Origin of the sequence: Streptomyces sp. NPDC048182, from assembly GCF_043202555.1 — a bacterium.
Classification (GTDB): Bacteria; Actinomycetota; Actinomycetes; order Streptomycetales; family Streptomycetaceae; genus Streptomyces.
The window spans coordinates 83,989-108,013 of sequence record NZ_JBIDAQ010000007.1; the positions used below are offsets into that span (position 1 = coordinate 83,989).

Sequence of the window (24,025 nt, forward strand, 5' to 3'; positions counted from 1 at the left end):
CCGGGAATGCGGGGCGGCGGGCGGCGTGCGTGCCCGTCAGGGGACGTAGGTCACCCGGACCTCTTCGAAGCCCAGCGAGCGCAGCAGACCCCGCAGCATCGCGGTGGTGTTGGTCTCCGCCCGCTTCGTCAGCCCGCTCTCCTTCGCGGCGTCGCCGATGTGCTTGGCCGCCAGCTTCTGCACGGCCTGCTCGCTGTTCGGGTTGTCCGAGAACAGGTCGCCGAGCCGGTCCAGGAGACCGCGCTGCTTGGAGACGGCGTAGGAGTGGTCCGGGTCGAGGGCCGGCGTGCCGAGCGCCGCGTGCGGCAGCCGCAGCGTGGCCGACGTGCGGTCCTCGTTGACGGTCACGTCGTCCTCGCCCACCTTGCCGAGGTCGACGTAGGAGTCGACCGAACCGGCCCCCACGTACAGGGTGCGGCTGCCGCGGATGGCGTCCGGCAGGTACTTGGTGTCCTTCTCCAGGTCCACGACGACCTGGAAGTTGCCCGAGGCGGCCTGGTAACGGCTCAGGTCCTGGACGGACTTCAGCAGCGTCGGCCCGGTGCGGTCGTGCGTCTCGGTGCCGAAGATGTTCTTCAGCCCCGGCACGATGCTGAGCGCGAGGCCCGCGAACAGCAGGACGAGCACCAGGGTGATGACGCCGGCCGCCTTCGCCCAGCCGGGCAGGCCCCGGCGGCGTTCGGCGGGCGCGTCACGGCGTTCCTTCGTGGGAGTCGACATGGCGACGGCCCTCCTTCCTACAGACCTGATGCCCGCCATCTCCCGGCGCAGACCGGCCGGTTGGCGGTACGTGCGAGGACGCCCCGGCGGATCAGGGCGACGGCTTCAGCGGCCGGTCCCCGGTCGGCCGCGCGGACCACACCGCCTCACCCCGGGTCAGCCCGGGCAGCCCCAGTTCGGCCTCCCGCACCCGGCGCAGCGCCAGCTCCCCGGTGATCAGCCAGCCGTCCCCGCTCACGGCGGTGCCGGTGAAGTCGGCGCCCAGCGCGGACAGCTGGGCCGTCACCGCGGCCAGCGCGTCCTCGGGCACCTCCACCTCGAAAGCCTGGTACGGCTCGTACAGCAGGGTCCCGGCCCGCAGCAGGGCCCGGCGCAGCACGATCGGGGTCAGGCCGCGGAAGTCGGCCGCGGTGCTGACCGGGGAGCAGAAGCCGGAGCGGATCAGCGTGACCCGGCAGTCGGTGACCGCCGCGCCCCGCGGGCCGGCGAGCAGGGCGGCGTGCACGCTCTCCTCGATGGCCTGGTGGAAGGCGCGCGGCAGCGCGCCCAGCTCCGTCTCGTACGCGAACACCCCGCCCGAGCCGCGCGGTCCGGGCTCGACGCGCAGCCCGATCGTCGCCCAGTAGCGGGTGTGGTCCAGCCACGGCACCTCCTCCACCGCCTCGCCGGTGCCGGCCGGCCGCTCCAGCAACCGGACGCGGCCGGGCGCGAACTCCGCCTCGATGCCGAACTCCTCCGCCAGCGTCGCCGCCACCACCTCCAGCTGCACCTCCCCGTAGAGCAGCAGCGCCGTGGCCCCGCCGTCGGCCGGGCGGGCGTGCAGCAGCGGGTCCTGGTCGGCCAGGGCCAACAGCGCCGAGCGCAGCGCCGCCGCCTGCTCGGGGCGCCGCGCCCGGACCTCGGTCCGCAGGGTCGGCGGCGCGAACTGCGGGGCGCGCTCGGTGAGGCCGCCGAGCCGGTCGCCGACCCGGAGCCCGGGCGGGCCGGTCAGGGCCGCGATGTTCCCGGCGGTGAGCGCGCCGGACCCGCCCACCACCTCCAGGCGCGTCACCCGGCCGGAGACCTCGGCGGCGCGCCCGTCGGACTCGCGCCGCAGGAAGGTCAGCCGCTGGCGCCGGCGCACCTCGCCCTCGTACAGCCGCAGGTACGCCGTCCGCTCGCCGCCCGCCCCCGGGCGCACGGCGAACACCGTGCCGCGCGGCTGCCGGCCGGGCCCGGTGCGCCCGGCCGCGGGCGGGACCAGCCGCAGCAGCCCCTCGACCAGCTCCGGTACGCCCTGGCCGCCGAGGGCCGAGCCGAAGTACAGCGGGTGGAAGGAGCCGTCGGCGGTGCGGGCGGCGAGCGCGGCGCGCACCTCCCCGGCGGTCGGCTCGGGGCCGTCCACGACCGCCGCCAGCAGGCCCGGGTCGACCTCGGCGAGCGCCTCCGCGGCGGCAGCGCGCACCACGGGGTCGGCCAGCTCGCGGGCGCGGACCCGGGCGCCGGGCGTGCCGAGCCCGCCGGTCGGCTCGGTCAGCGCCAGGACGTGCGGGGTCAGCCGGCGCCCGATGTCGGCGAGCAGGTCACCGGCGCGGGCCCCGGCCCGGTCGATCTTGTTGACGAAGACCAAGGTCGGCAGCCGCAGCCGCCGCAGGGTGCGCATCAGCACCCGGGTCCGCGCCTGCACGCCCTCCACGGCGGAGAGCAGCAGCACGGCACCGTCGAGGACCTCCAGGGCCCGTTCCACCTCGGCGACGAAGTCGGAGTGCCCCGGGGTGTCGATCAGGTTGACCTGGGTGCCGGCCACGGTGAACGAGGCGACGGCGGAGCGGATGGTGATGCCCCGGCGGCGCTCGATCGCGCCGTCGTCCGTGCGGGTGTCGCCGCCGTCGACGCTGCCGAGCCGCTCGACGGCTCCGTGGTCGAAGAGCAGTCGCTCGGTGAGGCTGGTCTTACCGGCGTCGACGTGCGCCAGGATGCCGATGTTCAGCGTGCGCGGCGGGTTCGCCGGCGCGCGGTCGGAAGAGTGCATGCGAGAGGGAGTCCTCGAGAATCGTGGGCCGGGAGGGGCGCTGGATGATTCCGAGGAGTCGGCGCATGCGAGTCTTCCTGACGTACGGGAACACGGACGGCCCCATGATGGACCGGGCGGCCCGGCCGGTGGCAACCGTATTTCCGTAGCATGGGGACCGTTGGCACCCGCGCGCATCAGCGGTGGCACCCGTGAGCATCGAGGAGCGGTCCGTGCGAGACATCGCCGTGTTCAGCGGTAGCGCCCACCCCGAGCTGGCCGAGGAGGTCTGCGCCCATCTGGGGGTGCCCCTCAGCCCCACCCGGGTCAGCCGGTTCGCCAACGACTGCCTGGAGGTGCAGTTGCGGGCCAACTGCCGGGAGCGTGACGTGTTCCTGGTGCAGCCGCTGGTCAGACCGGTCCAGGAGCATCTGGTCGAGCTGCTCCTGATGTGCGACGCGGCCCGCGGGGCGTCGGCCGGACGGATCACCGTCGTCATGCCGCACTACTCCTACGCCCGCTCCGACAAGAAGGACCAGCCCCGCATCTCGCTGGGCGGCCGTCTGGTGGCGGACCTGCTGGTCGCGGCGGGCGTCGGTCGGGTCCTGGCGATGACCCTGCACGCGCCGCAGGTGCACGGGTTCTTCTCGGTCCCCGTCGACCACCTGCACGCGCTGCGCGAACTGGCCACCCACTTCCGGCGCTACGACCTCAGCCGCACCACCGTCGTCTCGCCGGACCTCGGCAACGCCAAGGAGGCCGCCGCGTTCGCCCGGATGCTCGGCGCCGAGGTCGCCGCGGGCGCCAAGCAGCGCTATCCCGACGACCGGGTCAGCATCAGCTCCGTCATCGGCGAGGTCGCCGGGCGGGACGTGATCGTGCTGGACGACGAGATCGCCAAGGGCAGCACGGTGCTCGAACTCCTGGAGCGGCTGCGGGAGTCGGGGCCGCGCTCGATCCGGGTGGCCTGCACCCACGGGCTGTTCGCGGACGGCGCGCTCAAACGGCTGGGTGCCCAGCCGGACGTGCTGGAGATCGTCTGCACCAACACGGTGCCGGTCCCGGACGGCGGCCAGACGGACAAGCTGCGCGTGCTGTCCATCGCGCCGGCCCTCGCCGAGGCGGTGCGCCGCATCCACAACGGCGAGTCGGTCAGCGCCCTGTTCGGGGACCAGCCGGCGGGCTGAGCCCCGGCACCTGCTCCCGGCCGGCCAGCGGCGGCAGCAGGCCGGCCAGGCCGGTGATCCGCAGCACGCGCAGGATCAGCGGGTCGGTGCACACCAGGTACACCCGGCCGCCGCCGTCCAGCACCCGGCGCCGGGCCCGGTACAGCAGCCGCAGCCCGGAGCAGTCGAAGAACTCGACGCCGCCGAGGTCGAGCACCACGCGCGCCCCCGGCCGCCCCGTCTCGATGTCCAGGAGCGGGGCGGCGAGGGCGGCGGCGGCGATGTCGATCTCGCCGCGGAACTCCAGCACCGTATGGCCCCGGTCCCGGTGGACGCGCAGGTACGGGGTGTGCGGCGGCGCGGGATCCTGGCGCACGGCGACGACGCCTCCAGCTCGCGGGGGTGAGGGATCCGGCGGGGCCGCGAGGCCCCGCCGGCACTGCTCGTCTGCACGCTACCCACGATCAAGCACCTTTGCGCATGGGCGCCTGGCATATGTCGGAAGAGGGCCGCTCAGTCGGCCACCAGCACCAGCTTCCCGGTGGTCCGGCCGGTCTCGCCCGCGCGGTGCGCCTCGGCCGCCTCGGCGAGCGGGAAGGTCCGCTCGACCGACGCCCGCAGCCTGCCCGACTCGACCAGCGCGGCGATCTCCCGCATGCCCTGCCGGTCGGCGTCCACCAGCATCCGCACCGCCCGCATCCCGAGCCGCTCGGCCTCCCGGGGGAAGTCGTCCGAGCCGACGGGCAGGATCGACACCACCACGCCGCCCGGGCGCAGCACGCCCAGCGAGCGCACCGAGGTCTCGCCGCCGAGGGTGTCCAGGACGACGTCGACGTCCTTGACCGCCTCGGCGAAGTCGGTCTCCCGGTAGTCCACCGTCTCGTCGGCGCCCAGCGAGCGCAGGAACTCGTGCTTGCCCGCGCTGGCGGTGCCGATGACGTGGGCGCCGCGCGCCTTGGCGATCTGCACCGCGACGTGGCCCACGCCGCCGGCCGCCGCGTGGATCAGCACCCGCTGCCCCTCCCGCAGTCCCGCCCGCTCCACCAGGGCCTGCCAGGCCGTCAGGGAGACCAGCGGCAGGGCGCCCGCCTGCACGTGGTCGATCCCGGCCGGCTTCGGGACGAACCACCGGGCCGGGGCGCTGACGTACTCCGCGTGGGAGCCGTGGCCGAAGGGGTAGGCCAGCATGCCGAAGACGTCGTCGCCCGGCCGGAAGTCGGCGACGCCGACGCCCACCGCCTCGACCGTCCCCGACACGTCCCAGCCGAGCACGAACGGCGGCTCGCCGAGGAAGCCGCCGTTCTCCCGGTGCTTCCAGTCGGTCGGGTTCACCCCGGCGGCGCGTACCCGCACCAGCACCTCGTTCGGGCGCGGCGCGGGGCGCTCCAGGCGTACTTCCCTCAGGACCTCGGGACCGCCGAGGACGTCCTGGCTGATGGCTCGCATGGTGGTCACATCGCTCATGGTCACCCAGCCTGCCGGTGCGCGCCCGTCCGGGAAATGGCATGAATGCCAATCTCCGATAAGATCGTGCCATGATTCCCGCGCGGCGGCCCGAACGGGTCGTGGTCCTCGCCCTCGACGGCGTCTATCCCTTCGAGCTGGGCATGCCCAGCCGCATCCTCGGCGCCGCCGACGGCCGGTACGAGGTGCTGACGTGCAGCGTCGACGGCGGCCCGGTGCGCACGGACGCGGACTTCACGGTGACGCCCGAGCACGGGCCGGAGATCCTGGCGAGCGCCGACACCGTCGTCGTCACGGCCGTCTCACCGGCCCGCGTCACCGCGGAGCCGTCCCCCGAGGTCGCGGCCGCCCTCGCACTGGTACGGCCGGACGCGCGCCTGGTCTCCATCTGCACCGGCGCCTTCGTGCTGGCCGCCGCCGGACTCCTGGACGGCCGCCGGGCGACCACCCACTGGCACCTCGCCGACCTCTTCCGGGGCATGTTCCCGCACATCCCGCTCGACCCGGACGTGCTGTTCGTCGCCGACGGCCGGGTCCTCACCTCCGCGGGTGCCGCCTCCGGCGTCGACGTCCTGCTCCACCTGATCCGCGAGGACCACGGCAGCGAGCTGGCCAACCGGGTCGCCCGGCGCTGCGTGGTCCCGCCGTTCCGCGACGGCGGCCAGGCCCAGTACATCGAGCAGCCCGTCCCCGTGCGGGGCGCGGCGAGCACGGCGGCGACCCGGGCCTGGGCCCTCGACCACCTGGACGAGCCGCTGACCCTGGCCGGGCTCGCCGCGCACGCCCGGATGAGCCTGCGCACCTTCGCCCGCCGCTTCACCGACGAGGTCGGCGTCAGCCCCGGGCGCTGGCTGACCCAGCAGCGCGTGGCCCGGGCCCGCCACCTGCTCGAGACCGGCGACCTGCCGGTGGACCAGATCGCCGGCCTGGTCGGCTTCGCCACCGGCGCCTCGCTCCGCCAGCACCTGCACGCCTCGATCGGCGTCTCCCCGCAGGCGTACCGGCGCACCTTCCAGGCCGCGACCGGCTGACGGGCCGTCAGGAAGCGTGCCCGCACGCCATGTTCACCGCGCCCCGCCGACTGAATCCACCGCGCCGGGATATCCGCGAAGAAGAGGGCGGCGGGACACGCGCGTCCCGCGCCGCCCGGAATCCTTCGGAGGAGACATGGCACTGGTCAACGCGGGCTACGTGGTGCTCGACTGCGCGGAGCCCGAGAAGCTCGCCGAGTTCTACAAGGGGCTCCTGGACGCCACGGAGATCCAGGCGACCGCCAACCGGATCGAGATAGAGGGCGTCGGCGGCTTCCGCATGGCCTTCCGCCGGGACGTCAACGCCACCCCGCCGAGCTGGCCCCGCCCCGAGAACAGCCTCCAGGCCCACCTGGACTTCGAGGTGGCAGACCTGGACGAGGCCGAGCGCGGTGTCGTGGGCCTCGGCGGCCGTCCCCTGGAGGCCAAGGAGGCCCCCGGCCCCTACGAGGAGCGCGGCTTCTCCGACCCGGCCGGCCACTCCTTCACCCTGCGCCGCAACGCGCCTGTGGCGCCCAAGCAAGGCTAGGGCGTGTCCGCAAAGTCCCGCCTGCCGTGCGACGCCCGGCACCCACTCTCGCCGCACCGGGCGAACACCCGCGTACAACCAGTACGCGGGCGTCCGCCCGGCACACCGAGAGCACGCACCGGACGCCGCGCGGCCCGCCCTACGGGCGGACGACGGGACTTTGCGGACACGCCCTAGGGCGCCACAGGGGACCAAGAGCGAGGGCGGTCAGTCGCGGCCGCCCTTGTCCGTGGTCGGCCAGACGCCCGTCGAGCGCTCGATGGCCTTGGCACCGGTGCGGTCCACCGCGCTGCGCACCACCGCGAAGATGGCGCCCTGGACCGCGGCGGCCAGCAGGATCTCGCCCCAGCCGCGGTCCGCGTCCAGCGCGTCGGGCGCGTCGTCCTCGTGCCGGATCGCCTTCCACGTCTTCTGGAAGGTCAGCCCGGCCAGCGCGCCGCCCGCCCAGCCGAGGACGAAACCGACCGGCTTGTAGGCGAGGGGGAGCGACTTCTTCTTCTTGCCCACCTGGATCTCCTTGAGGGTGTGTGGTGAAGGGGTCAGAGGGTTCAGGGCCGGCCGGCCGCCGGGACCTCCTCGGCCGGGCGGACCGGCCCCGGGGGTGTGCCGTCGCCGAACGGGCGGCCGCCCAGCTCCTGCCGGTGGTGCGGCGTGAGCCATCCCGCCAGGTCCGGGCCGAGCGGCACGATGCCGGTCGGATTGATCGCGGCGTGCACCTGGTAGTAGTGCCGCTTGACGTGGTCGAAGTCGACGGTGTCACCGAAGCCGGGCGTCTGGAACAGGTCGCGCGCGTACGCCCAGAGCACCGGGTTCTCCGCCAGCTTCCACCGGTTGCACTTGAAGTGGCCGTGATAGACGGCGTCGAAACGCACCAGCGTGGTGAAGAGCCGGATGTCCGCCTCCGTGACGGTGTCGCCGACCAGGTAGCGCCGGCGCTCGAGGCGTGCGGTGACCAGCTCCAGGCGCCGGAACACGCCCGCGCACGCCGCCTCGTACTCCTCCTGCCCGGTCGCGAACCCGGCACGGTAGACGCCGTTGTTGACGTCCTCGTAGACGTCCGCCATCACCTCGTCGATCTCGTCGCGCCAGGCGTGCGGGTACAGGTCGGGGGCGCCCGGGCGGTGCAGGGCCGTCCACTCGGTGGCGAGATCCAGGGTGAGCTGCTGGTAGTCGTTGGTGACCAGCTGCCCGCTGGGCACGTCCACCACCGCCGGCACGCTCACCCCGCCCGGATAGCCGCTCTCCCGCCGGTCGTACGCCTCGCTCAGGAACCGGATGCCGAGCACCGGGTCCCGGTCGCCCGGGTCCAGGGTGAACCGCCAGCTGCGGTCGTCCTGGATCGGATCCGTGATCGCCATCGACAGGGCGTCCTCCAGGCCGAGCAGCCGCCGGCTGATCACGGCCCGGCTCGCCCACGGGCAGGCACGGCTCACCACCAGCCGGTAGCGGCCGGCCTCCACCGGCCAGCCGTCCCGGCCGTCCGCGGTGATCCGGTCCGCGAAATGGCTCTTGGACCGCTTGAACGCCTTCCTGCCGTAGCCGGTGTTCCCGGCCGTCCCGCCGCCGCCGCTCATGGCCCCTGCCTCCCGCTGGTGTCCGTGCTCTGCTGGACGCGTTCCCCGATTTCGGCCGTCGGCACTGGTGAGCCACCCACAAGGCGGGTGTGAGCCACCCCGGCCGGGGGCATGCGGCCCCTCGTGACCGGAACAGCCTCGAACGAGAACGAGAACGAGTCGAAGGACCGCCGCACGCGCGTGACCGTGCTGGTCGCCCTGGCGGCCAACCTGGTGATCGCGGTGGCCAAGGCGGTGGGCGGCCTCATCGCCGGCTCGCCCGCCCTGCTGTCCGAGGCGGCGCACTCCGTGGCGGACAGCCTGAACGAGGTCTTCCTCCTCGCCGCGCTGCGCCGCAGCCGCCGCCCCGCCGACGAACGGCATCCCTTCGGCTACGGCAAGGAACGCTTCTTCTGGTCCCTGCTCGCGGCCGTCGGCATCTTCGTGATGGGCGGCTGCTTCTCCTTCTTCCAGGGCGTGGAGGCCCTGCGCAACGGCGCGGAGGAGAAGTTCAGCGGCTACATCGTCGGCCTGGTCGTGCTCGCCGTCGCGTTCGTCGCCGAGGGGGTGTCGCTCCTCCGGGCCCTCAGCCAGGTGCGCAAGCAGGGCGGCGCCGCCGGGATGCGCGACCCGGCGCTGCGCACGGTGGTCGCCGAGGACGGCACCGCGGTGCTCGGCGTCACCCTCGCCATGGTCGGCATGGCCCTGCACATGATCACCGGCCAGGTGGTGTGGGAGGCGTCCGCCTCGCTCGCCATCGGCGTGCTGCTGGTGTTCATCGCCTACCGGCTGGGCATCGAGGCCCGCGACCAGCTCATCGGCGAGGCCGCCGACCCCGAGTCCACCGGCCGGATCCGGTCCCTGCTGAAGGCCCAGCCCGAGATCGACAGCGTGGAGGCGCTGTTCACGATGAAGACGGGGCTCGACTCGGTGCTGGTCGCCGCCCGGGTCGACCTGATGCCCGGGATGGACAGCGAGCAGGTCGAGGACGTCGCGGTGCGCATCAAGGCGTCCATCGCGCGGACGGTGCCGGAGGCCCAGCAGATCTTCCTCGACGTCACCGACCGATCGGCCCGGGAGACGGCGGCGGACAGCCCCGCCGCGACGGGGGAACGCGGCGGGGCCTGACCTCCGGGTGCCCGGTGGCCACCGGGCCATGCGCCCTCAGCTGGTGTAGGACGGCTCCAGCACGAAGACCGGAATCTCGCGGTCCGTCTTCTGCTGGTAGTCGGCGTACGGCGGGTAGGCCGCGACGGCCCGCTCCCACCACTCGGCCTTCTCCGCGCCGGTCACCTCACGCGCCGTCATGTCCTGCCTGACCGGCCCGTCCTGCAGCTCCACACGCGGGTCGGCCGTCACGTTGTGATACCAGACCGGATGCTTGGGCGCCCCGCCCAGGGAGGCCACCACGGCGTACCGGCCGTCGTGCTCGACCCGCATCAGCGGCGTCTTGCGGATCCTGCCGCTGCGCGCGCCCCGCGTGGTCAGCACGATCACCGGCAGGCCCGTGTCCAGCAGGGTCGTGCCCTGCGTGCCGCCCGAACTCTCGTACAGGTCGACCTGCTCCCGCACCCACTGCGTCGGGCTGGGCTCGTACTCACCGTCAAGGGGCATGCTGGGGATCCCGTCTCGCGTCGTACACCTGACCGGCACCGGGGACCAACACCGCCCGGCGCCGGAATCATCCCTACCGCACCCGCCCCGCCGACCGCGGCATCGGCTCGCGGTCGCCGCGGAACCGGGACCGCGTCGGCAGGGCCATCATGTGCGGGCGGGAGCCCGCTCGACCGTGCGGGCCAGGATGCCGAGCGTCGCGCGCAGACCCGCCTCCGGGATGACGGGGAAGATGCCGGCCTCCCGGTAGCGCTCGTCGATCTGGCTCCAGTCGTAGTACGAGGTCACCAGGGTGCCCGCGTCATCCGGGCGCAGCCGGTACCCGTAGAGGTGCCGGATCGGCGGTTGCACCGTGCCGGAGATCGTCCACTCCAGGAGCGCGTCGGGCTCGTAGCGGGTGATGATCACGGTCACGTCGTACCGGCCCATGGGGAGGTCGCCGAGGGCCTCCCGGTCCATGTGGACGACGAACTCGTCGCCCACCGCGCCGACCCGGGCACCCTCCGCGGACTGCAGCATGCCGGAACTGTCGATGGCCACGTGCCCCTCGGGAGACCGCAGCAGGTCGAATACCGCGGCCGGGGACGCGGCGATCCGGCGTCCCACCTCGAATCGCTCTGTCGTCATGCCCCCACCTTGGCACGCCGGGCGGGAGCACCGGGCCGGCGGCCGGCGCACGGTCGCGCGGTTCGGTCCGGTTAGGCTCGCAGCGGCACCGACCACGACGGCAGGAGCAGCAACGATGCAGTATGTGAAGCTCGGTTCGACCGGCCTTGACGTGTCGCGGATCTGCCTGGGCTGCATGACCTACGGCGTCCCCGACCGGGGCAACCACGAGTGGACCCTGGACGAGGAGGCGTCCCGCCCGCTGATCAAGCAGGCGCTGGAGGCCGGGATCACCTTCTTCGACACCGCCAACGTCTACTCCGACGGCACCAGCGAGGAGATCGTCGGTCGCGCGCTCGCCGACTTCGCCCGCCGGGACGACATCGTGCTCGCCACCAAGGTGCACGGCCGGATGCGGCCGGGGCCGAACGGCGGCGGGCTGTCCCGCAAGGTGATCATGACGGAGATCGACCACAGCCTGCGGCGCCTCGGCACCGACCACGTCGACCTCTACCAGATCCACCGCTACGACCCCCAGACCCCCGTCGAGGAGACGATGGAGGCCCTGCACGACCTGGTGAAGGCGGGCAAGGTGCGCTACATCGGGGCCAGTTCGATGTACGCCTGGCAGTTCTCCAAGGCCCAGTACACCGCCGAGCGGCACGGCTGGACCCGCTTCGTGTCCATGCAGAACCACTACAACCTCCTCTACCGCGAGGAGGAGCGGGAGATGCTGCCGCTCTGCGCGGACCAGGGCGTCGGCGTGCTGCCCTGGAGCCCGCTCGCCCGCGGCCGGCTCACCCGGGACTGGGGGACCACCACCGACCGCAGCGCCACCGACACCTTCGGCTCCACGCTCTACCAGGAGGGCGACCGCGCCGTCGTGGACGCCGTCACCCGCATCGCGGGCGAGCGCGGGGTGCCGCGCGCCCAGGTCGCGCTGGCCTGGCTGCTGCACCAGGACACGGTGACCGCGCCGATCGTGGGCGCGTCCCGGCCCGGGCACCTGGACGACGCGGTCGCCGCGGTCGAACTGGCCCTCGGCGACAAGGAGATCGAGGAGCTCCAGAACTCCTACGCGCCGCACCCGGTCGCCGGACACTGACCCCGGGATCCCGCGGTCAGGGGCTCGTGCCGGGCTCCAGGGCGCCGAGCCGCACCGTGGAGGAGTTGCCGCCCACCGGCACCTCGCCGGCGGTCCACGTCACCTTCAGCGGGTCGCGCTCGTCCGGCGGGGTGACGACCAGGACGGCCGGGGTCGCGGTGCGGGCGCCGCTGATGTCCGGGCTGGAGAACGACAGCCCGGACCAGGCGCCCTTGCCCGGCGCCAGCGTGACGACGTTCGGCGAACCGGGCGCGCGCTTGGGGTCCGGGCCGAGCTGCTTGCCGGACTTGTCGGTGAAGGCGGCGCCCGGGTAGCCGTACAGCGTGCAGGTGCGCTCGGAGGTGTTCGTCAGCACGACCGGGAAGTTGCGCTGACCGGCCCCCGGGTCCATCCGGCCGATGGAGGCGCGCAGCTCGGAGGTGTGGCAGCGGGCGTCCGAGCGGGCGGAGGCGGCACCCGAGCCGGCCGTGTCGGTGGGCACCGAGCCGGTCGCCGGGGCGCTGCCCGCGGTGCTCTCGGGAGCGCTCGAACTCCCCGCCGTACTGGGCTCCGTCGTATCGGGCTGCCGGCTCGATGCCGCCGTCGTCACCGAACTCGCGGTGTTCGCCGTGCCGTTGTCGCTGCCGCAGGCACTGACCGCGCCGAGCAGCGCCACCGCGCTCGCCAGCAGGACCGTCCGGCGCATGGACCGGGGCGTGTTCGCCATTGCTTCTCCACCCTCCCGTAGACCTCGTGACGCGCACGGCCCGACGGGTGAGCGGGCTCCGTGCGCCCTACACCTACGGGTTTCCGCAGCTCGGTCCGGGAAACGGAACGGGCCCTCACTCTCGGCCCTCACACCTGACTCTCACTCTTGGTCGAGCAGCGCCAGTTCCGCCCAGATCCTCTTGCCCTCGGGGGTGTGCCGGCTGCCCCAGCGCTGGGTGAGCTGGGCGACCAGGAGCAGTCCGCGACCGCCCTCGTCCCAGGTCCGGGCCCGGCGCAGGTGTGGCGCCGTGTGGCTGGTGTCGGAGACCTCGCAGATCAGCGTGGTCGCGTCGTGGATCAGCCGCAGCCGGATGGGCGGCAGGCCGTACCGGATGGCGTTGGTGACCAGCTCGCTCACCACCAGCTCGGCGGTGAAGGAGGCGTCGAGCAGCGCCCAGGAGGAGAGCTGTTCGAGCACCTGCTTGCGCACCGGGGCGACCAGCGACGGATCGGCCGGGATGTCCCAGGTCGCCACCTGGTGGGCGGGCAGCCCCCGGGTGCGGGCAAGGAGCAGCGCCACGTCGTCGGCGGCACCGCCCGCCGGCAGCAGGGCGCGCAGCACCCGGTCGCAGGTCGCGTCCAGGGAACCGGCCGGAGCGGCGAGCGTCTCGCGCAGCAGCGCCTGGCCGGCCTCGGCGTCCCGCTCCCGGCTCTCCACCAGGCCGTCGGTGTAGAGCGCCAGCACGCTGCCCTCGCGCAGCTCCAGTTCGGCCGACTCGAAGGGCAGCCCCCCGACCCCGAGCGGCGGTCCCGACGGCAGCTGGAGCTGCTCGGGCGGGCCGTCCGGCGGGACCAGCACCGGCGCCGGATGGCCGGCCCGGGCCAGCGAGCAGCGCCGCGAGACCGGGTCGTACACCGCGTAGAGGCAGGTGGCGCCGACCTCGCCGGTGCCGTTGCCGCCGGACTCCTCGGAGAGCCGGACCACCAGGTCGTCCAGGTGGGTGAGCAGCTCGTCGGGGGGCAGGTCGATGTCGGCGAGGGTGCGCACCGCGGTGCGCAGCCGGCCCATGGTGGCCGACGCCTGGATGCCGTGCCCGACCACGTCCCCGACCACCATGGCGACCCGCATCCCGGACAGCGGGACGACGTCGAACCAGTCGCCGCCGACCCCGGAGCGCGTCGCCGGCAGGTAGCGGGAGGCCGCCTCCACCGCGGCCATGGGCGGCAGCGTGCGGGGGAGCAGGCTGCGTTGCAGGGTCAGCGTGGTCTCGCGTTCGCGGGCGTAGCGGCGGGCGTGGTCGATGCAGACCGCGGCGCGGGCGCTGACCTCCTCGGCGAGGAGCACGTCGTCGTGGGTGAAGGGCTCCGGGCGCCGGAAGCGGTGGAAGACGGCGACGCCGAGGAAGGTGCCCCGGGCCCGCAGCGGCACCGCCATCGCGGAGTGGATGCCGAGGTCCCGCACGCGCTGGAGCCGGAGCGGGTCCCATTCCCGCCACCGGTCCAGGTCGGCCGAGGCGGTCTCGGCGACGACGGCGCGGCCGGACCGCAGGCAGTCGGCCTGCGGCGAGCCCTCCGGGTAGACGTCGAGCCGGCCCGGCTCGGCGACGGCCTCGGGGTCGCCCGGCGTGATGGAGCGGTGGGCGGTGCGGCGCAGCGCGACCGGGGGGACGGGCGGCGCGGGGGGCTCGCCGGGGTGGGCCGGCGGGTCGAGGAGTTCGACGCTGACGAAGTCGGCGAGGGCGGGCACGCAGACGTCCGCCAGCTCCTGGGCCGTCCGGGTGACGTCGAGGGTGCTGCCGACGCGCACACTGGCCTCGTTGACCAACTGCAGCCGCTCCCGCGCGAGGTGCTGCTCGGTGAAGTCGTGGGCGGTCACGCAGACGCCCACCACCCGGCCCGCCGGGTCGCTGACCGGGGCGACCCGGGCGAGCCAGGCGTGCGCGCGGACCTCGCCGGTCGCCTTGAGGTGGGTGCGCATGTCGTCGCGGCGGCCGGAGGCGAGGACGCGCTCCATGTGCCGCTCCAGCTCGGTGCTCTGCGCCGAGGGGCTGACGTCGGTGGCGCGCAGGCCGCGCACCCGCTCCGCCGGGAGGCCGACGAGCCGGGCCATCGCGTCGTTCAGACCGCGCAGCCGGAGCCGGTCGTCGAAGATCATCGTGGCGCAGGGGGACTGGGCGAGGGCGGCCCGGACCAGCGGGTCGTCGTCCTGTCCTGGCGGCAGGTCCGGCGGGGCGACGGCGAGCCAGCCGCCCGGGGCGCCGTCGGCCGGCTCCCTGCGGTGGGCGAGCACCCACACCGGCACGGCGCGCCCGTCGCGGTGGCGCAGGGTCAGCGTGCCGCTCCAGCGGGCCTCCCCGGCACCGGGCGCCGGGGGGCCGGCCGGCCCGGAGGGCTCGGCCGCGCCGGCGAGCAGGGCGGCCGCGGGGCGCCCCACGACGTCCGCGGCCGGATGGCCGAGCAGCCGGCGCGCGCCCTCGTTCCACTCCCGCAGTGTGCCGGAGTCGTCGACGACGGCGCGGGCCGTGGCGTCGTCGTCGGACGGGTTGACCGGACTCATCGTCGCCACTCCATTGCGCACACTCACAGTGAACAGCGCGTCACCTGAGTCCCAGCCTAGTGCGTCCCGGTCCGGCGCGAACCCCACCGGCGGCGGGGGAACCGGTCCTGTCCGGACCGTTGACGAGGTGTCATGTCTGCCACAAGCATGTCCCCGTCCGCTCTGGGAGCGCTCCCACATCCATGCCGCCGACGGGCGTGGGCGCGTCACCCGCACCTCCCGTCCGAGGAGCCCAGACGTGAGAAGACCCGCAACCGCCCTGGCCGGCCTGGCCGCCCTGCTGGCGGCGGCCGTGACCGCCCTGCCCGCCGCCCCCGCCGGGGCCGACGAGACGGAACTGGTCAGGAACGGCACCTTCGACTCCGGCACCGACTCCTGGTGGACCACGCCGAACGTCACCGCCGCCGCCTCCGAGGGCCGGCTCTGCGCCGACGTTCCCGGCGGCACCGCCAACCGCTGGGACGCCATCGTCGGCCAGAACGACCTCGCCCTGACCGCCGGGCAGACCTACCGCTTCGCCTTCTCCGCGAGCGGCACGCCCGCCGGGCACGTGGTCCGGGCGGTGGTCGGCCTCGCGGTCTCGCCGTACGACACGTACCACGAGGTCAGCCCGCAGCTGAGCGTCTCCGGCGACACCTACGCATACACCTTCACCGCCCCCGCCGACACCGCGCGGGGCCAGGTCGCCTTCCAGGTCGGCGGCTCCGCCGACCCCTGGCGGTTCTGCCTGGACGACGTCTCCCTGACCGGCGGCGCCGCCCCCGACCCCTACGAGCCGGACACCGGGCCGCGGGTCCGGGTCAACCAGGTCGGCTACCTGCCCGACGGGCCGAAGAACGCCACCCTCGTCACCGACGCCACCGCGAAGCTGCCCTGGCAGCTGAAGAACGACGCCGGCAAGACCGTCGCGCACGGCTGGACCGTGCCGCGCGGCCTGGACGCCTCCTCCGGGCAGCGCGTCCACTCCATCGACTTCGGCCACTACACCCGGCGCGCCGAGGGCCTGACCCTCACCGCCGACGGCGAGACCAGCCGGCCCTTCGCCATCGGCACGGCCGCCTACCGGCAGCTGCGCCTCGACTCGGCGAAGTACTACTACACCCAGCGCAGCGGCACCCCGATCCGCGACGACCTGCGCCCCGGCTACGGCCGCCCGGCCGGGCACGTGGGCGTCGCGCCCAACCAGGGCGACACCGCCGTCCCCTGCCAGCCGGGCGTGTGCGACTACACCCTGGACGTCTCCGGCGGCTGGTACGACGCCGGCGACCACGGCAAGTACGTCGTCAACGGCGGCATCTCCACCTGGGAACTGCTCAGCACCTACGAGCGCTCCCGCACCGCCCGCACCGGCCGGCCCCGCGCCCTCGGCGACGGCACCCTCGCCCTGCCCGAGAGCGGCAACAAGGTGCCGGACATCCTGGACGAGGCCCGCTGGGAGCTGGACTTCCTGCTGAAGATGCAGGTGCCGGACGGCAAGCCGCTGGCCGGCATGGCCCACCACAAGGTGCACGACGAGCAGTGGACCGGCCTGCCGCTGCTGCCCAGCGCCGACCCGCAGCGCCGCGAACTGCACCCGCCGTCCACCGCCGCCACGCTCAACCTCGCCGCCACCGCGGCGCAGGCCGCCCGCCTGTACCGGCCCTACGACCGGGCGTTCGCCGCCAAGGCGCTCACCGCCGCCCGCAAAGCCTGGGCCGCCGCCCTCGCCCACCCCGACCTGCTCGCCTCCGAGAGCGACGGCATCGGCGGCGGCACCTACGCCGACGCGAAAGTGGACGACGAGTTCTACTGGGCCGCGGCCGAGCTGTACCTCACCACCGGCGAGCGGGCCTTCGAGACCTTCGTGCGCAACTCCCCGGTGCACACCGCCGACATCTTCGGCCCCACCGGCTTCGACTGGGCGCGCACCGCGGCGGCCGGCCGGCTCGACCTCGCCACGGTGCCCAGCCGGCTGCCCGGCCGGGACGCGGTGCGCCGCTCCGTGGTCCAGGGCGCCGAGACGTACCTCGCCACCCAGCGCGCCCACCCCTACGGCATGCCGTACGCCCCCGAGGGACAGGTCTACGACTGGGGCTCCAACCACCAGGTCCTCAACAACGCCGTCGTCCTGGCCACCGCCTACGACCTCACCGGCCGCGCGAAGTACCGCGACGGCGCCCTGGAGAGCATGGACTACGTCCTGGGCCGCAACGCCCTGAACATCTCCTATGTCACCGGCTACGGCGAGGTCAGCTCCCACCACCAGCACAGCCGCTGGTACGCGAACCAGCTCGACCCCGCGCTGCCCGACCCGCCCGCCGGAACCCTGGCCGGCGGCCCCAACTCGAGCATCCAGGACCCGTTCGCCCAGGCCAACCTCCAGGGCTGCACGGGCCAGTTCTGCTACATCGACGACATCCAGTCCTGGTCGACCAATGAGCACACCATCAACTGGAACGCCGCGCTCGCCCGCATGGCGTCCTTCGTGGCCGACCAGACCTGACCCGCACGCCTCCCGCGGTACCACAGCCGCCCGGCCTTGACCAGCGGCGATTTACGGACCAGTACCCGCGCGGTACCCTGGGAGGCATGCCAGCCCTGAACGTGGAGTTCAGCGACCGCGAGCTCGAGGACCTGCGGCAGATCGCCAAGGAACGCGGTACGTCGATGAAGGCGCTCGTGCGCGAGGCCGCCGCCGCCGACATAGCCCGGCACCGGGCCCTGCAGGAGGGGGCGGAGGAGTTCCGCCGGTTCTTCTCCTCCCACGCCGACGAGTTCGCCGCCGCCTTCCCGGACGACGAACCACCGCCCGTCAGCAGCGAGGGGCGGGCCGCCTGACCCATGGCAGCCGTCCTCCACATCGACGTCCCCTGGCTGCTCCAGCGCCACGAGGAAGTGCTCCCGGAGCAGCCCGTCGTCAACGACTTCTCCGCGCTGGTCGCCGCCGTCGCCCGGCACCGCGTCGACCCGCCCCGCCTCGGCGTGGACTCCGACCCGGCCTGGCGGGCCGCCGCGCTGCTGCACGCCCTCGCCGTGCTCAAGCCGCTGCCCTCGGCCAACGCCCGCTTCGCCTGCGCGACGGCGGTGGCCTACATGTTCGCCAGCGACGTCGGCATCGACCCGCCCTACGGAGCCCTGGTCGACCTCGCCCGCGACCTGATCTCCGGCAAGGCCGACGTGTACGAGGCGGCCGACCGGCTGCGGTCCTGGCAGATCTGAGAGCGGGCCGGCGCGAGGGTGTCCGGCCCGGTTTCTGACCTTCTTTCAAAAGAAGCCCGGGATCACCCGTCTGCCTTGTTGGCCCTCCGCGCCACGTGCCACAGTGGACCACCTGCGTGGCGCGACCGGGGCCGCCCGGCCACCCGCGCCCGGGAAGGAACCCCTTTCGTGCCCACCCCCCACCCTCCTCGTCCCGCCCCGCACGCCGCGGAGTCCGACGAGGTGCTGGCCGCCCGGCTCCGGGAGCGTCCCGAACCCGAGGCCGCCCGGTGTGCCGCGCTGCTCATGGCGCGGCACTGGCAGAGCGCCCACGACTACGCGGTGATCTGCCTGGCCTCCTCGGGACCGGCCGCCGCCGTCGTCACCACCGCTGCCTGGCACCGGGTCCTGGACCGGCTCGCCGGGGGCGAACCGGCCACCGCGCTGCGCCCCCGGCTGCTGGTGGCGGTGCGCGACACGGTGCGGCACTGGGCCGCCGACGACGCCGTCACCGGCGCGCTGCCCGACCTGCTCAGACCGGCCGGCGGACGCGGCATGCGCGCGGCCACCACCCTGGTGCCGGTCGACCGCACGCTGGCCGCGCGCGCCTGGGCCGCCCTGCCGGGCCCGGCCCGCTGCCTGCTCTGGCACACCGAGGTCGAGGGCGAACCGGTGGGCCGGGCCGCCGCCCTGCTCGGCATGGACGCCGACACGGCCGCGCTCACCCGGGACCAGGCGCGGGAGCAGTTCCGCGAGGGCTGCGTCCAGGCCCACCGGCAGCTCGCGCCCACCCGGGACTGCCGTTTCCACACCCGGCTGCTCGACGTGCCGATCCGCCGGGGCGGCGCCCTGCTGCCCGATGTGCGGGGGCACCTGGCCGACTGCCGGCACTGCCGCGACGCGGCCGGGCAGCTCGCCCTGTTCGACGACGAGGGCCTCGGCACCCTGATCGCCGAGGCGGTCCTCGGCTGGGGCGCCCGGCGCTACCTCGACTCCCGGCCGGGGCGCACCGCCCGGCGCCGCCCGGCCGGCGGCACCGCCCGGCACCGCGGCGGCCGCCCCGGACCGCTGGCCCGGATCCCGCTGCCCGTGCGCCCGCGGTCACCCCGGTCGGTGCTGCGCGGCGTCGGGGCGGCGTCGCTGGGACTGCTGGCGACCGTCCTCGTCGTCAACGCCTGGTCCTTCGACGGAGGCGCCTCCGACCAGGCCGCCTCCTCCAGGGCGGTGGGCGGCGACCTGTCCGCGACCAGCCGTCCCGAGCCGCCCGGCGCGGCCGGACTGCCCGCGCCCGCCGACCGGACCCGGCTGCGCCACGCCGCTACGGGGCTCTGCCTCGACGTCCGCGGCGAGCCGCGGGCGGGGGCCGGCGCCCGGCTCGCCCGGTGCTCGCCGGCGTGGACCCAGCAGTGGACCCTGGAGGACGACGGGCTGCTGCGCAGCGCCGCCGACCCGGGGCTGTGCCTGGACTCCCGGGCGGACGCCGGCGTGGTCATCCTCGGCACCTGCGCCGACCCGGGCACCGGCCGGGGCGGCGACGTGCGCTACGACCGGACCGAGCGCGGGGAGCTGCGCCCGCGCTGGCAGGACCAGCTCGCCCTCGCCGCCACCGCCGCCGAGGAGGACGCGGACGTCGTCGTCACGGTGCGCGACGGCTCCACCGGCCAGCGGTGGCGCCCCGAACCGGCCCCGGACGCCGACGGCTCCCTGCCCGTCACCGGCCCGGTCGCCCCGCAGGCCCGGCCGGCGCTGCTGCCGGGCTGAGAGGGGCCCGCCCTCAGGTGGCGTCCTCGGCCAGGTCCGCCGGGCCCGGCGTGGCGGGGGAGGCGTGTCCGGACAGGGCGAGGGTGAGGTCGAACTCGGCCAGCAGGCAGCGCAGGACGTGCTCGACGCCGCTCTGCCCGTCCAGGGCGAGGCCGTAGACGTACGGGCGGCCGAGCAGCACCGCCCGCGCGCCGAGCGCCAGGGCCTTGAAGACGTCGTCGCCGGTGCGCACGCCGCTGTCGAAGAGCACCGTCAGCCGGTCGCCGACCGCCTCGGCCACCCGGGGCAGCGCGTCGGCGGCGGCCACCGCGCCGGCCACCTGGCGCCCGCCGTGGTTGGACACCACCACGCCGTCCATGCCCGCGTCGGCGGCGAGCCGGGCGTCGTCCGGGTGCAGGACGCCCTTGAGGGCGATCGGCCCTTCCCAGTTCTCCCGCAGGAAGGCCAGGTCCGGCCAGCTCTTGCCGGGGTCGGCGAACATGCCGACGAAGTGCATCACCGCCGCGTTCGGGTCCTCGTGCACCGGCTTGGCCAGGCCCGCCCGGAACGCCGGGTCGGAGAAGTAGTTGGCGGTGCCGACGCCGTGCAGGAAGGGCAGGTAGGCCTGGTCGAGGTCCCGGGGCCGCCAGGAGAGCAGGGGCGTGTCCAGCGTGACGAACAGCGCGGTGTAGCCGGACTCCCGGGCCCGGCGCAGGAAGCTGCGGGCCACCTCGCGGTCCTTCGGCCAGTACAGCTGGAACCAGCGCTCGGCGTCGCCCATCGCCTCGGCCACCTGCTCCATGGGCGTGCTGGACGCCGAGGAGAGGATGTACGGCACGCCCTGCGCCGCGGCGGCCCGGGCGGCGGCCGGCTCGGCGTCCGGATGCACGATCGACAGCACGCCCACCGGCGCGAGGGCCAGCGGGGCCGGCAGCGAGCGGCCGAGGACCTGGACGGACAGGTCGCGCTCGGCCACGTCCCGCAGCATGCGCGGCACGATCCGGCGGCGGGCGAGGGCGGCCCGGTTGGCCCGCGCGGTGCTGCCGTCGCCGGCCGCTCCCGCCACGTACCCGACGGGGCCGGGGCCGAGCCGCCGCTCGGTCAGCTCCTCCAGGCGGGTCAGGTCGGTGGGCAGCCGGGGCACGGCGCCCGTCATGCCGTTGAGGTAGATCTCGTACTGGAAGTCCGACCAGTGCTTCGCCATCCCGCGTCCCGTCCGCCGCCGTCCACTGCTGCCGGCCCGACGATACTCGCGAGTAGATGCCCGCTCGCAGGGGTGTTGCGGGAATGTTTCCGGCCTATTGGCGAACGCGGTGATCACGCCATCCGGACAGGGCCTGGCGTCAACACCGATCAAGAACCGCTCCGTTACGGACGCCGGAGGGCACGTTCTGGTGACTTCGCGCCACTGATTCAATACGCAAGGTTACCGAAACGCATGGGGTCGAGATGAGTTTCCGGGGCGGACTCGGCAGACTCGCGCTCGCCGCTTCCGGACGCCGATCCGCGTCGGGCGGCTTCACCCTCCAACCGAGCGGAAGGATGCACACAATGCGGAACCCCGCGCGCTGGGCAGTGACCCTGGGCCTGACGGCCACCGCCGTCTGCGGGCCCCTGGCCGAGGGGGCGCTCGCCGCCCCGGCCCCTGCCCCCGCGTCTCTCTACGCCCCCTCGGCCCTGGTGCTGACGGTGGGCCGGGGAGAGAGCGCCGCCCTCGCGACCCCGTCCCGCGCGGTCACCCTGGCCTGCGCCCCCAAGGCGTCCGGGACGCACCCGGCGCCGGGCGCGGCCTGCGCCGAACTGCGCCTGGCCGGCGGCGACCTCGACGCCCTCGCGGCCGACGCGGACGCGGTCTGCACCCGCGAGTACGCCCCCGTGGTCGTCACCGTCGACGGGGTGTGGCAGGGCCGGCGCGTCTCGTACGAGCGCACCTTCGCCAACGACTGCGTGAAGAACGCCCGCGGCGCGAGCGTCTTCGCCTTCTGAGGCCGGGGCCGTGCCGGCCCGCGCGGTGTGACCGGCGGCTCGTTACTGGGGAGTGCGAGCGCCGCCGCGCGGCGGGTGCGGTCCCGCACCGGGGACGGCGGACGGAGTGGGGCCGTCCGCCGTTCCCCGGCCAACCGTCGCCCGTCCGCCGGTCTCAGCGGTCGCCGGGGGCGGCCGACCTGGCCCGGTGGCTGGTGTCGCACCAGGGAAAGCGCCGGCTGCGCCGGCAGGTGCACAGCGCGACCCGGAAGCGGTCGGAGGACACCGTCGTCCCGTCCTCCAGCTCGACCTCCACCGGCCCTTCCACGAGCAGCGGCCCCCGGCGCTGGACCTTGATCCGGCGCGGGACGTCAGACGGGGAGTTCGGCACGGACGACCACCAGCTCTTCCTCGGTCTCGATGCGGGACAGCAGGCCCCGCTGCCGCAGCCAGCGCTCCCGGCCGCGCACCACCGGGCCGAACGCGATCCGCCGGCGCCGCGTCACCGCGGCCTTCAGGCCGGCCCCGCGCAGTTGCCGGACGGTCCGCTCCGGATCGGCGAGCGCGGACTGCACGAGCAGCAGCACCCCGCCCGGGCGCAGCAGGCCCGGCACCTCACGGCAGATCCGGTCCAGGACGAGGCGGCCGTCCACCCCCGCGTCCCAGGCCCGCGCCGCCCCGCGGGGCAGCCGGCCGACGCCCGGCGCGGGCACGTAGGGCGGGTTGGCCAGGACGAGGTCGAACAGCTCACCGCCGACCGGTGCGAAGAGGTTGCCGCGCCTGACCCGGAGCGGCAGTCCGGCCCGCGCCGCGTTCAGCCGGGCCGCCCAGGCCGCCCGCCGGGACACGTCCACCGCGGTCACCCGGGCGCCCCGCCGCGCCGCGGCCAGTGCCAGGGCGCCGGAGCCGGTTCCGACGTCGAGGACGGCCGCGCTCGGCGGCAGGGTCTCGTCGGACAGCGCCCCGGCCAGCAGGGCGGTGTCCTCCTGAGGCGCATAGACACCCGGTAGCACCATGAAGTTCACCGGCCCCGGGTACCCCGGCCGTCACGTGCTAACGGGCGACCGCGCGGGCCGCGGCGGGAGGGGCGTGCGCAGCGAGGAGCGGCCGGCCCGCCAGTCGGCCAGCAGCCGGGCGCCGAAACGGTCCTCCACGAACCCGGTGGCGTCGACGCCGAAGGCGACGTCCGCCGCCAGGCCCGGCTCCTGCTCGAGGAGACCGTCGATGACCTCGTGCCGCACGATCTGCTCGTGCACCGCGTCGGCCTCCACGTGCTCGTCGTAGAAGTGCTCGGCGGCGGGTCCGGCGCCGGTGCGGCGCATCGCCTCGGCCAGCCGCCGGGAGCCGGGCGAGGAGGTGATCTCGACCGCCGCGAAGTGGCCGACCAGCGCGCCGCGCAGCGAGCGGTGCAGCCCGAACAGGGACATCATGTTCACCGTGGCCAGGCACTCGGCGGAGGCGGCGTCGAGGTAGCGCCCGTAGGTGGTGTCCAGGCCCAGGTCGGTCATCAGGTCGGCGAACAGCCGGGCGTGCACCCGGTCGGGACGCCCGCCGCCGTACTCGTCGAACTCCACGGCCGCCATCGCCGCCTTCGCCCGGCCCCACAGCCGGGGCAGCACCCAGGCGTGCGGATCGGCCTCCTTCAGGTGGTACAGCGAGCGCTGCGCCGCGTACTCGCGCAGCTGCCACAGCTCGCCCTCGTCGCGCAGGAAGTGGCTGACGCCGGTGCCGTCGGCGGGTTCCAGGAGGAGGGCGCCGACCGACTGGGCGACGTCGCCGTGCGTCTGGGTGCCGGTCCGGAGCGCGGTCAGGAAGTGATCCTCCAGGGCGGCCCGGAAGCGCAGCAGTTCCGGGTCCCACTCCAGGTCGGCGTGGGTGTCGGCGAAGCCGCGGTAGTGCAGTTCGTAGCACTGGTACAGGGCGAGCTGGACGTCGTCGCCCAGGGCGGGGGCGGCTGCGACGGCCGTGGCGTCGGGCAGTTCGCCCGAACCGCCCAGGTAGGCACCGACGGCCTCGGAGAGCGGGCCCCGGGGCGTCGGCAGTCGGGGTTCGTCGCGGGCGTTGTCCATGTGGCGCGAGTACCCCGGCGGGCGGGGGCCTTGCCGACATGACCAGCGCGGT

At 74.7% G+C, this 24,025-nt stretch carries 24 protein-coding genes; 10 read left to right on the plus strand and 14 right to left on the minus strand.

Going from position 1 to position 24,025, the window contains the following annotated elements; all coding sequences use genetic code 11:
* Positions 1 to 36 precede the first annotated feature (36 nt).
* Positions 37 to 720 (minus strand): DUF4230 domain-containing protein, encoded by a 684-nt coding sequence (locus ACGFZL_RS15905; protein ID WP_355173388.1) that lies wholly within the window; start codon positions 718 to 720, stop codon positions 37 to 39.
* A 91-nt stretch (positions 721 to 811) separates the two neighbouring features.
* The gene (gene otr(A) / locus ACGFZL_RS15910; protein ID WP_393692059.1) at positions 812 to 2,731 is read right to left on the minus strand and encodes a tetracycline resistance ribosomal protection protein Otr(A); all 1,920 of its coding nucleotides are present in this window, start codon (positions 2,729 to 2,731) and stop codon (positions 812 to 814) included.
* A 212-nt stretch (positions 2,732 to 2,943) separates the two neighbouring features.
* Here otr(A) and ACGFZL_RS15915 point away from each other — a divergent pair, with 212 nt between their 5' ends.
* Complete coding sequence (locus tag ACGFZL_RS15915) at positions 2,944 to 3,897, plus strand: ribose-phosphate pyrophosphokinase (protein ID WP_355173392.1); 954 nt, start codon at positions 2,944 to 2,946, stop codon at positions 3,895 to 3,897.
* Here ACGFZL_RS15915 and ACGFZL_RS15920 read toward each other — a convergent pair.
* Positions 3,863 to 4,252, minus strand: a complete 390-nt coding sequence (locus tag ACGFZL_RS15920) for an anti-sigma factor antagonist (RefSeq protein WP_393692062.1) — start codon at positions 4,250 to 4,252, stop codon at positions 3,863 to 3,865. The two genes, ACGFZL_RS15915 and ACGFZL_RS15920, sit on opposite strands and share 35 nt — an antisense overlap.
* A gap of 137 nt (positions 4,253 to 4,389) precedes the next feature.
* A complete protein-coding gene (locus ACGFZL_RS15925) occupies positions 4,390 to 5,340 on the minus strand; it encodes an NADP-dependent oxidoreductase (RefSeq protein WP_393692064.1) in 951 nt (316 codons plus the stop codon).
* A gap of 71 nt (positions 5,341 to 5,411) precedes the next feature.
* On the opposite strand from ACGFZL_RS15925, the gene ACGFZL_RS15930 reads away from it, so the two are divergent.
* Entirely contained in the window at positions 5,412 to 6,371 is a 960-nt protein-coding gene (locus ACGFZL_RS15930) for a GlxA family transcriptional regulator (RefSeq protein ID WP_393692066.1), read from the plus strand.
* Positions 6,372 to 6,507: 136 nt separating this feature from the next.
* The gene (locus ACGFZL_RS15935; protein ID WP_355173400.1) at positions 6,508 to 6,900 is read left to right on the plus strand and encodes a VOC family protein; all 393 of its coding nucleotides are present in this window, start codon (positions 6,508 to 6,510) and stop codon (positions 6,898 to 6,900) included.
* Between the two features lie 207 nt (positions 6,901 to 7,107).
* Here the strand turns inward: ACGFZL_RS15935 and ACGFZL_RS15940 are convergent, their stop codons facing one another.
* Together ACGFZL_RS15940 and ACGFZL_RS15945 are read right to left on the minus strand one after the other, a co-directional pair.
* Positions 7,108 to 7,407, minus strand: a complete 300-nt coding sequence (locus tag ACGFZL_RS15940) for a DUF4235 domain-containing protein (RefSeq protein WP_355173402.1) — start codon at positions 7,405 to 7,407, stop codon at positions 7,108 to 7,110.
* A 41-nt stretch (positions 7,408 to 7,448) separates the two neighbouring features.
* Positions 7,449 to 8,474, minus strand: coding sequence for a glutathione S-transferase family protein (locus ACGFZL_RS15945; protein WP_393692068.1), 1,026 nt, complete (start codon positions 8,472 to 8,474; stop codon positions 7,449 to 7,451).
* Between the two features lie 111 nt (positions 8,475 to 8,585).
* Between ACGFZL_RS15945 and ACGFZL_RS15950 the strand changes: the two genes are divergently transcribed.
* Positions 8,586 to 9,581 (plus strand): cation diffusion facilitator family transporter, encoded by a 996-nt coding sequence (locus tag ACGFZL_RS15950; RefSeq protein WP_393692070.1) that lies wholly within the window; start codon positions 8,586 to 8,588, stop codon positions 9,579 to 9,581.
* 36 nt (positions 9,582 to 9,617) lie between these two features.
* Here the strand turns inward: ACGFZL_RS15950 and ACGFZL_RS15955 are convergent, their stop codons facing one another.
* Both ACGFZL_RS15955 and ACGFZL_RS15960 read right to left on the minus strand, forming a co-directional pair.
* Positions 9,618 to 10,067, minus strand: coding sequence for a nitroreductase family deazaflavin-dependent oxidoreductase (locus ACGFZL_RS15955; protein WP_393692072.1), 450 nt, complete (start codon positions 10,065 to 10,067; stop codon positions 9,618 to 9,620).
* A 147-nt stretch (positions 10,068 to 10,214) separates the two neighbouring features.
* Positions 10,215 to 10,694 carry an SRPBCC family protein gene (locus ACGFZL_RS15960; RefSeq protein ID WP_355173410.1) on the minus strand — a complete coding sequence of 160 codons (480 nt, stop codon included), beginning with the start codon at positions 10,692 to 10,694 and terminating at the stop codon, positions 10,215 to 10,217.
* Positions 10,695 to 10,809: 115 nt separating this feature from the next.
* Between ACGFZL_RS15960 and ACGFZL_RS15965 the strand changes: the two genes are divergently transcribed.
* Positions 10,810 to 11,778, plus strand: a complete 969-nt coding sequence (locus ACGFZL_RS15965) for an aldo/keto reductase (RefSeq protein WP_393692074.1) — start codon at positions 10,810 to 10,812, stop codon at positions 11,776 to 11,778.
* A gap of 16 nt (positions 11,779 to 11,794) precedes the next feature.
* Here ACGFZL_RS15965 and ACGFZL_RS15970 read toward each other — a convergent pair whose 3' ends face one another.
* Positions 11,795 to 12,484 carry a DUF4232 domain-containing protein gene (locus ACGFZL_RS15970; protein WP_393692076.1) on the minus strand — a complete coding sequence of 230 codons (690 nt, stop codon included), beginning with the start codon at positions 12,482 to 12,484 and terminating at the stop codon, positions 11,795 to 11,797.
* Positions 12,485 to 12,625: 141 nt separating this feature from the next.
* Positions 12,626 to 15,022 carry a SpoIIE family protein phosphatase gene (locus ACGFZL_RS15975; RefSeq protein WP_393692078.1) on the minus strand — a complete coding sequence of 799 codons (2,397 nt, stop codon included), beginning with the start codon at positions 15,020 to 15,022 and terminating at the stop codon, positions 12,626 to 12,628.
* A 238-nt stretch (positions 15,023 to 15,260) separates the two neighbouring features.
* On the opposite strand from ACGFZL_RS15975, the gene ACGFZL_RS15980 reads away from it, so the two are divergent.
* The 4 genes from ACGFZL_RS15980 to ACGFZL_RS15995 all read left to right on the plus strand — a co-directional run bounded on the left by ACGFZL_RS15980 (position 15,261) and on the right by ACGFZL_RS15995 (position 19,960).
* Positions 15,261 to 17,504: a glycoside hydrolase family 9 protein gene (locus tag ACGFZL_RS15980; protein ID WP_393692080.1), complete on the plus strand. Its 2,244-nt coding sequence runs from the start codon at positions 15,261 to 15,263 to the stop codon at positions 17,502 to 17,504.
* A gap of 86 nt (positions 17,505 to 17,590) precedes the next feature.
* Complete coding sequence (locus ACGFZL_RS15985) at positions 17,591 to 17,839, plus strand: hypothetical protein (protein ID WP_355173420.1); 249 nt, start codon at positions 17,591 to 17,593, stop codon at positions 17,837 to 17,839.
* A 3-nt stretch (positions 17,840 to 17,842) separates the two neighbouring features.
* Entirely contained in the window at positions 17,843 to 18,220 is a 378-nt protein-coding gene (locus tag ACGFZL_RS15990; protein WP_355173422.1) for a toxin Doc, read from the plus strand.
* 168 nt (positions 18,221 to 18,388) lie between these two features.
* Positions 18,389 to 19,960 (plus strand): ricin-type beta-trefoil lectin domain protein, encoded by a 1,572-nt coding sequence (locus ACGFZL_RS15995; protein WP_393692082.1) that lies wholly within the window; start codon positions 18,389 to 18,391, stop codon positions 19,958 to 19,960.
* Between the two features lie 13 nt (positions 19,961 to 19,973).
* Here ACGFZL_RS15995 and ACGFZL_RS16000 read toward each other — a convergent pair whose 3' ends face one another.
* Entirely contained in the window at positions 19,974 to 21,143 is a 1,170-nt protein-coding gene (locus ACGFZL_RS16000) for a lactate 2-monooxygenase (RefSeq protein WP_393692084.1), read from the minus strand.
* 347 nt (positions 21,144 to 21,490) lie between these two features.
* On the opposite strand from ACGFZL_RS16000, the gene ACGFZL_RS16005 reads away from it, so the two are divergent.
* A complete protein-coding gene (locus tag ACGFZL_RS16005) occupies positions 21,491 to 21,925 on the plus strand; it encodes a protease inhibitor (RefSeq protein WP_355173428.1) in 435 nt (144 codons plus the stop codon).
* Positions 21,926 to 22,079: 154 nt separating this feature from the next.
* Here the strand turns inward: ACGFZL_RS16005 and ACGFZL_RS16010 are convergent, their stop codons facing one another.
* From ACGFZL_RS16010 to ACGFZL_RS16020, 3 genes are read right to left on the minus strand one after another with little or no spacing between them, the layout of a single operon-like run.
* A complete protein-coding gene (locus ACGFZL_RS16010; protein WP_355173430.1) occupies positions 22,080 to 22,295 on the minus strand; it encodes a CDGSH iron-sulfur domain-containing protein in 216 nt (71 codons plus the stop codon).
* Entirely contained in the window at positions 22,276 to 22,920 is a 645-nt protein-coding gene (locus ACGFZL_RS16015; RefSeq protein ID WP_393692087.1) for a HemK2/MTQ2 family protein methyltransferase, read from the minus strand. Before ACGFZL_RS16015 ends, ACGFZL_RS16010 begins: the two co-directional genes overlap by 20 nt.
* Positions 22,921 to 22,950: 30 nt before the next feature.
* Entirely contained in the window at positions 22,951 to 23,973 is a 1,023-nt protein-coding gene (locus tag ACGFZL_RS16020) for an iron-containing redox enzyme family protein (protein ID WP_393692089.1), read from the minus strand.
* Between the last annotated feature and the right edge of the window lie 52 nt (positions 23,974 to 24,025).

Bases quoted from the DNA above. Each gene is read 5' to 3' on its own strand.
- ACGFZL_RS15935 (WP_355173400.1), top strand. From the start codon at position 6,508: ATGGCACTGGTCAACGCGGGCTACGTGGTGCTCGACTGCGCGGAGCCC.
- ACGFZL_RS16015 (WP_393692087.1), bottom strand. From the start codon at position 22,920: ATGGTGCTACCGGGTGTCTATGCGCCTCAGGAGGACACCGCCCTGCTG.
- ACGFZL_RS15905 (WP_355173388.1), bottom strand. From the start codon at position 720: ATGTCGACTCCCACGAAGGAACGCCGTGACGCGCCCGCCGAACGCCGC.
- ACGFZL_RS15990 (WP_355173422.1), top strand. From the start codon at position 17,843: ATGGCAGCCGTCCTCCACATCGACGTCCCCTGGCTGCTCCAGCGCCAC.
- ACGFZL_RS15950 (WP_393692070.1), top strand. From the start codon at position 8,586: ATGCGGCCCCTCGTGACCGGAACAGCCTCGAACGAGAACGAGAACGAG.
- ACGFZL_RS16020 (WP_393692089.1), bottom strand. From the start codon at position 23,973: ATGGACAACGCCCGCGACGAACCCCGACTGCCGACGCCCCGGGGCCCG.
- ACGFZL_RS15975 (WP_393692078.1), bottom strand. From the start codon at position 15,022: ATGAGTCCGGTCAACCCGTCCGACGACGACGCCACGGCCCGCGCCGTC.
- ACGFZL_RS15955 (WP_393692072.1), bottom strand. From the start codon at position 10,067: ATGCCCCTTGACGGTGAGTACGAGCCCAGCCCGACGCAGTGGGTGCGG.
- ACGFZL_RS15965 (WP_393692074.1), top strand. From the start codon at position 10,810: ATGCAGTATGTGAAGCTCGGTTCGACCGGCCTTGACGTGTCGCGGATC.
- ACGFZL_RS15960 (WP_355173410.1), bottom strand. From the start codon at position 10,694: ATGACGACAGAGCGATTCGAGGTGGGACGCCGGATCGCCGCGTCCCCG.
- ACGFZL_RS15925 (WP_393692064.1), bottom strand. From the start codon at position 5,340: ATGAGCGATGTGACCACCATGCGAGCCATCAGCCAGGACGTCCTCGGC.
- ACGFZL_RS15970 (WP_393692076.1), bottom strand. From the start codon at position 12,484: ATGGCGAACACGCCCCGGTCCATGCGCCGGACGGTCCTGCTGGCGAGC.
- ACGFZL_RS15945 (WP_393692068.1), bottom strand. From the start codon at position 8,474: ATGAGCGGCGGCGGCGGGACGGCCGGGAACACCGGCTACGGCAGGAAG.
- ACGFZL_RS16000 (WP_393692084.1), bottom strand. From the start codon at position 21,143: ATGGCGAAGCACTGGTCGGACTTCCAGTACGAGATCTACCTCAACGGC.
- ACGFZL_RS16005 (WP_355173428.1), top strand. From the start codon at position 21,491: ATGCGGAACCCCGCGCGCTGGGCAGTGACCCTGGGCCTGACGGCCACC.
- ACGFZL_RS15985 (WP_355173420.1), top strand. From the start codon at position 17,591: ATGCCAGCCCTGAACGTGGAGTTCAGCGACCGCGAGCTCGAGGACCTG.
- ACGFZL_RS15930 (WP_393692066.1), top strand. From the start codon at position 5,412: ATGATTCCCGCGCGGCGGCCCGAACGGGTCGTGGTCCTCGCCCTCGAC.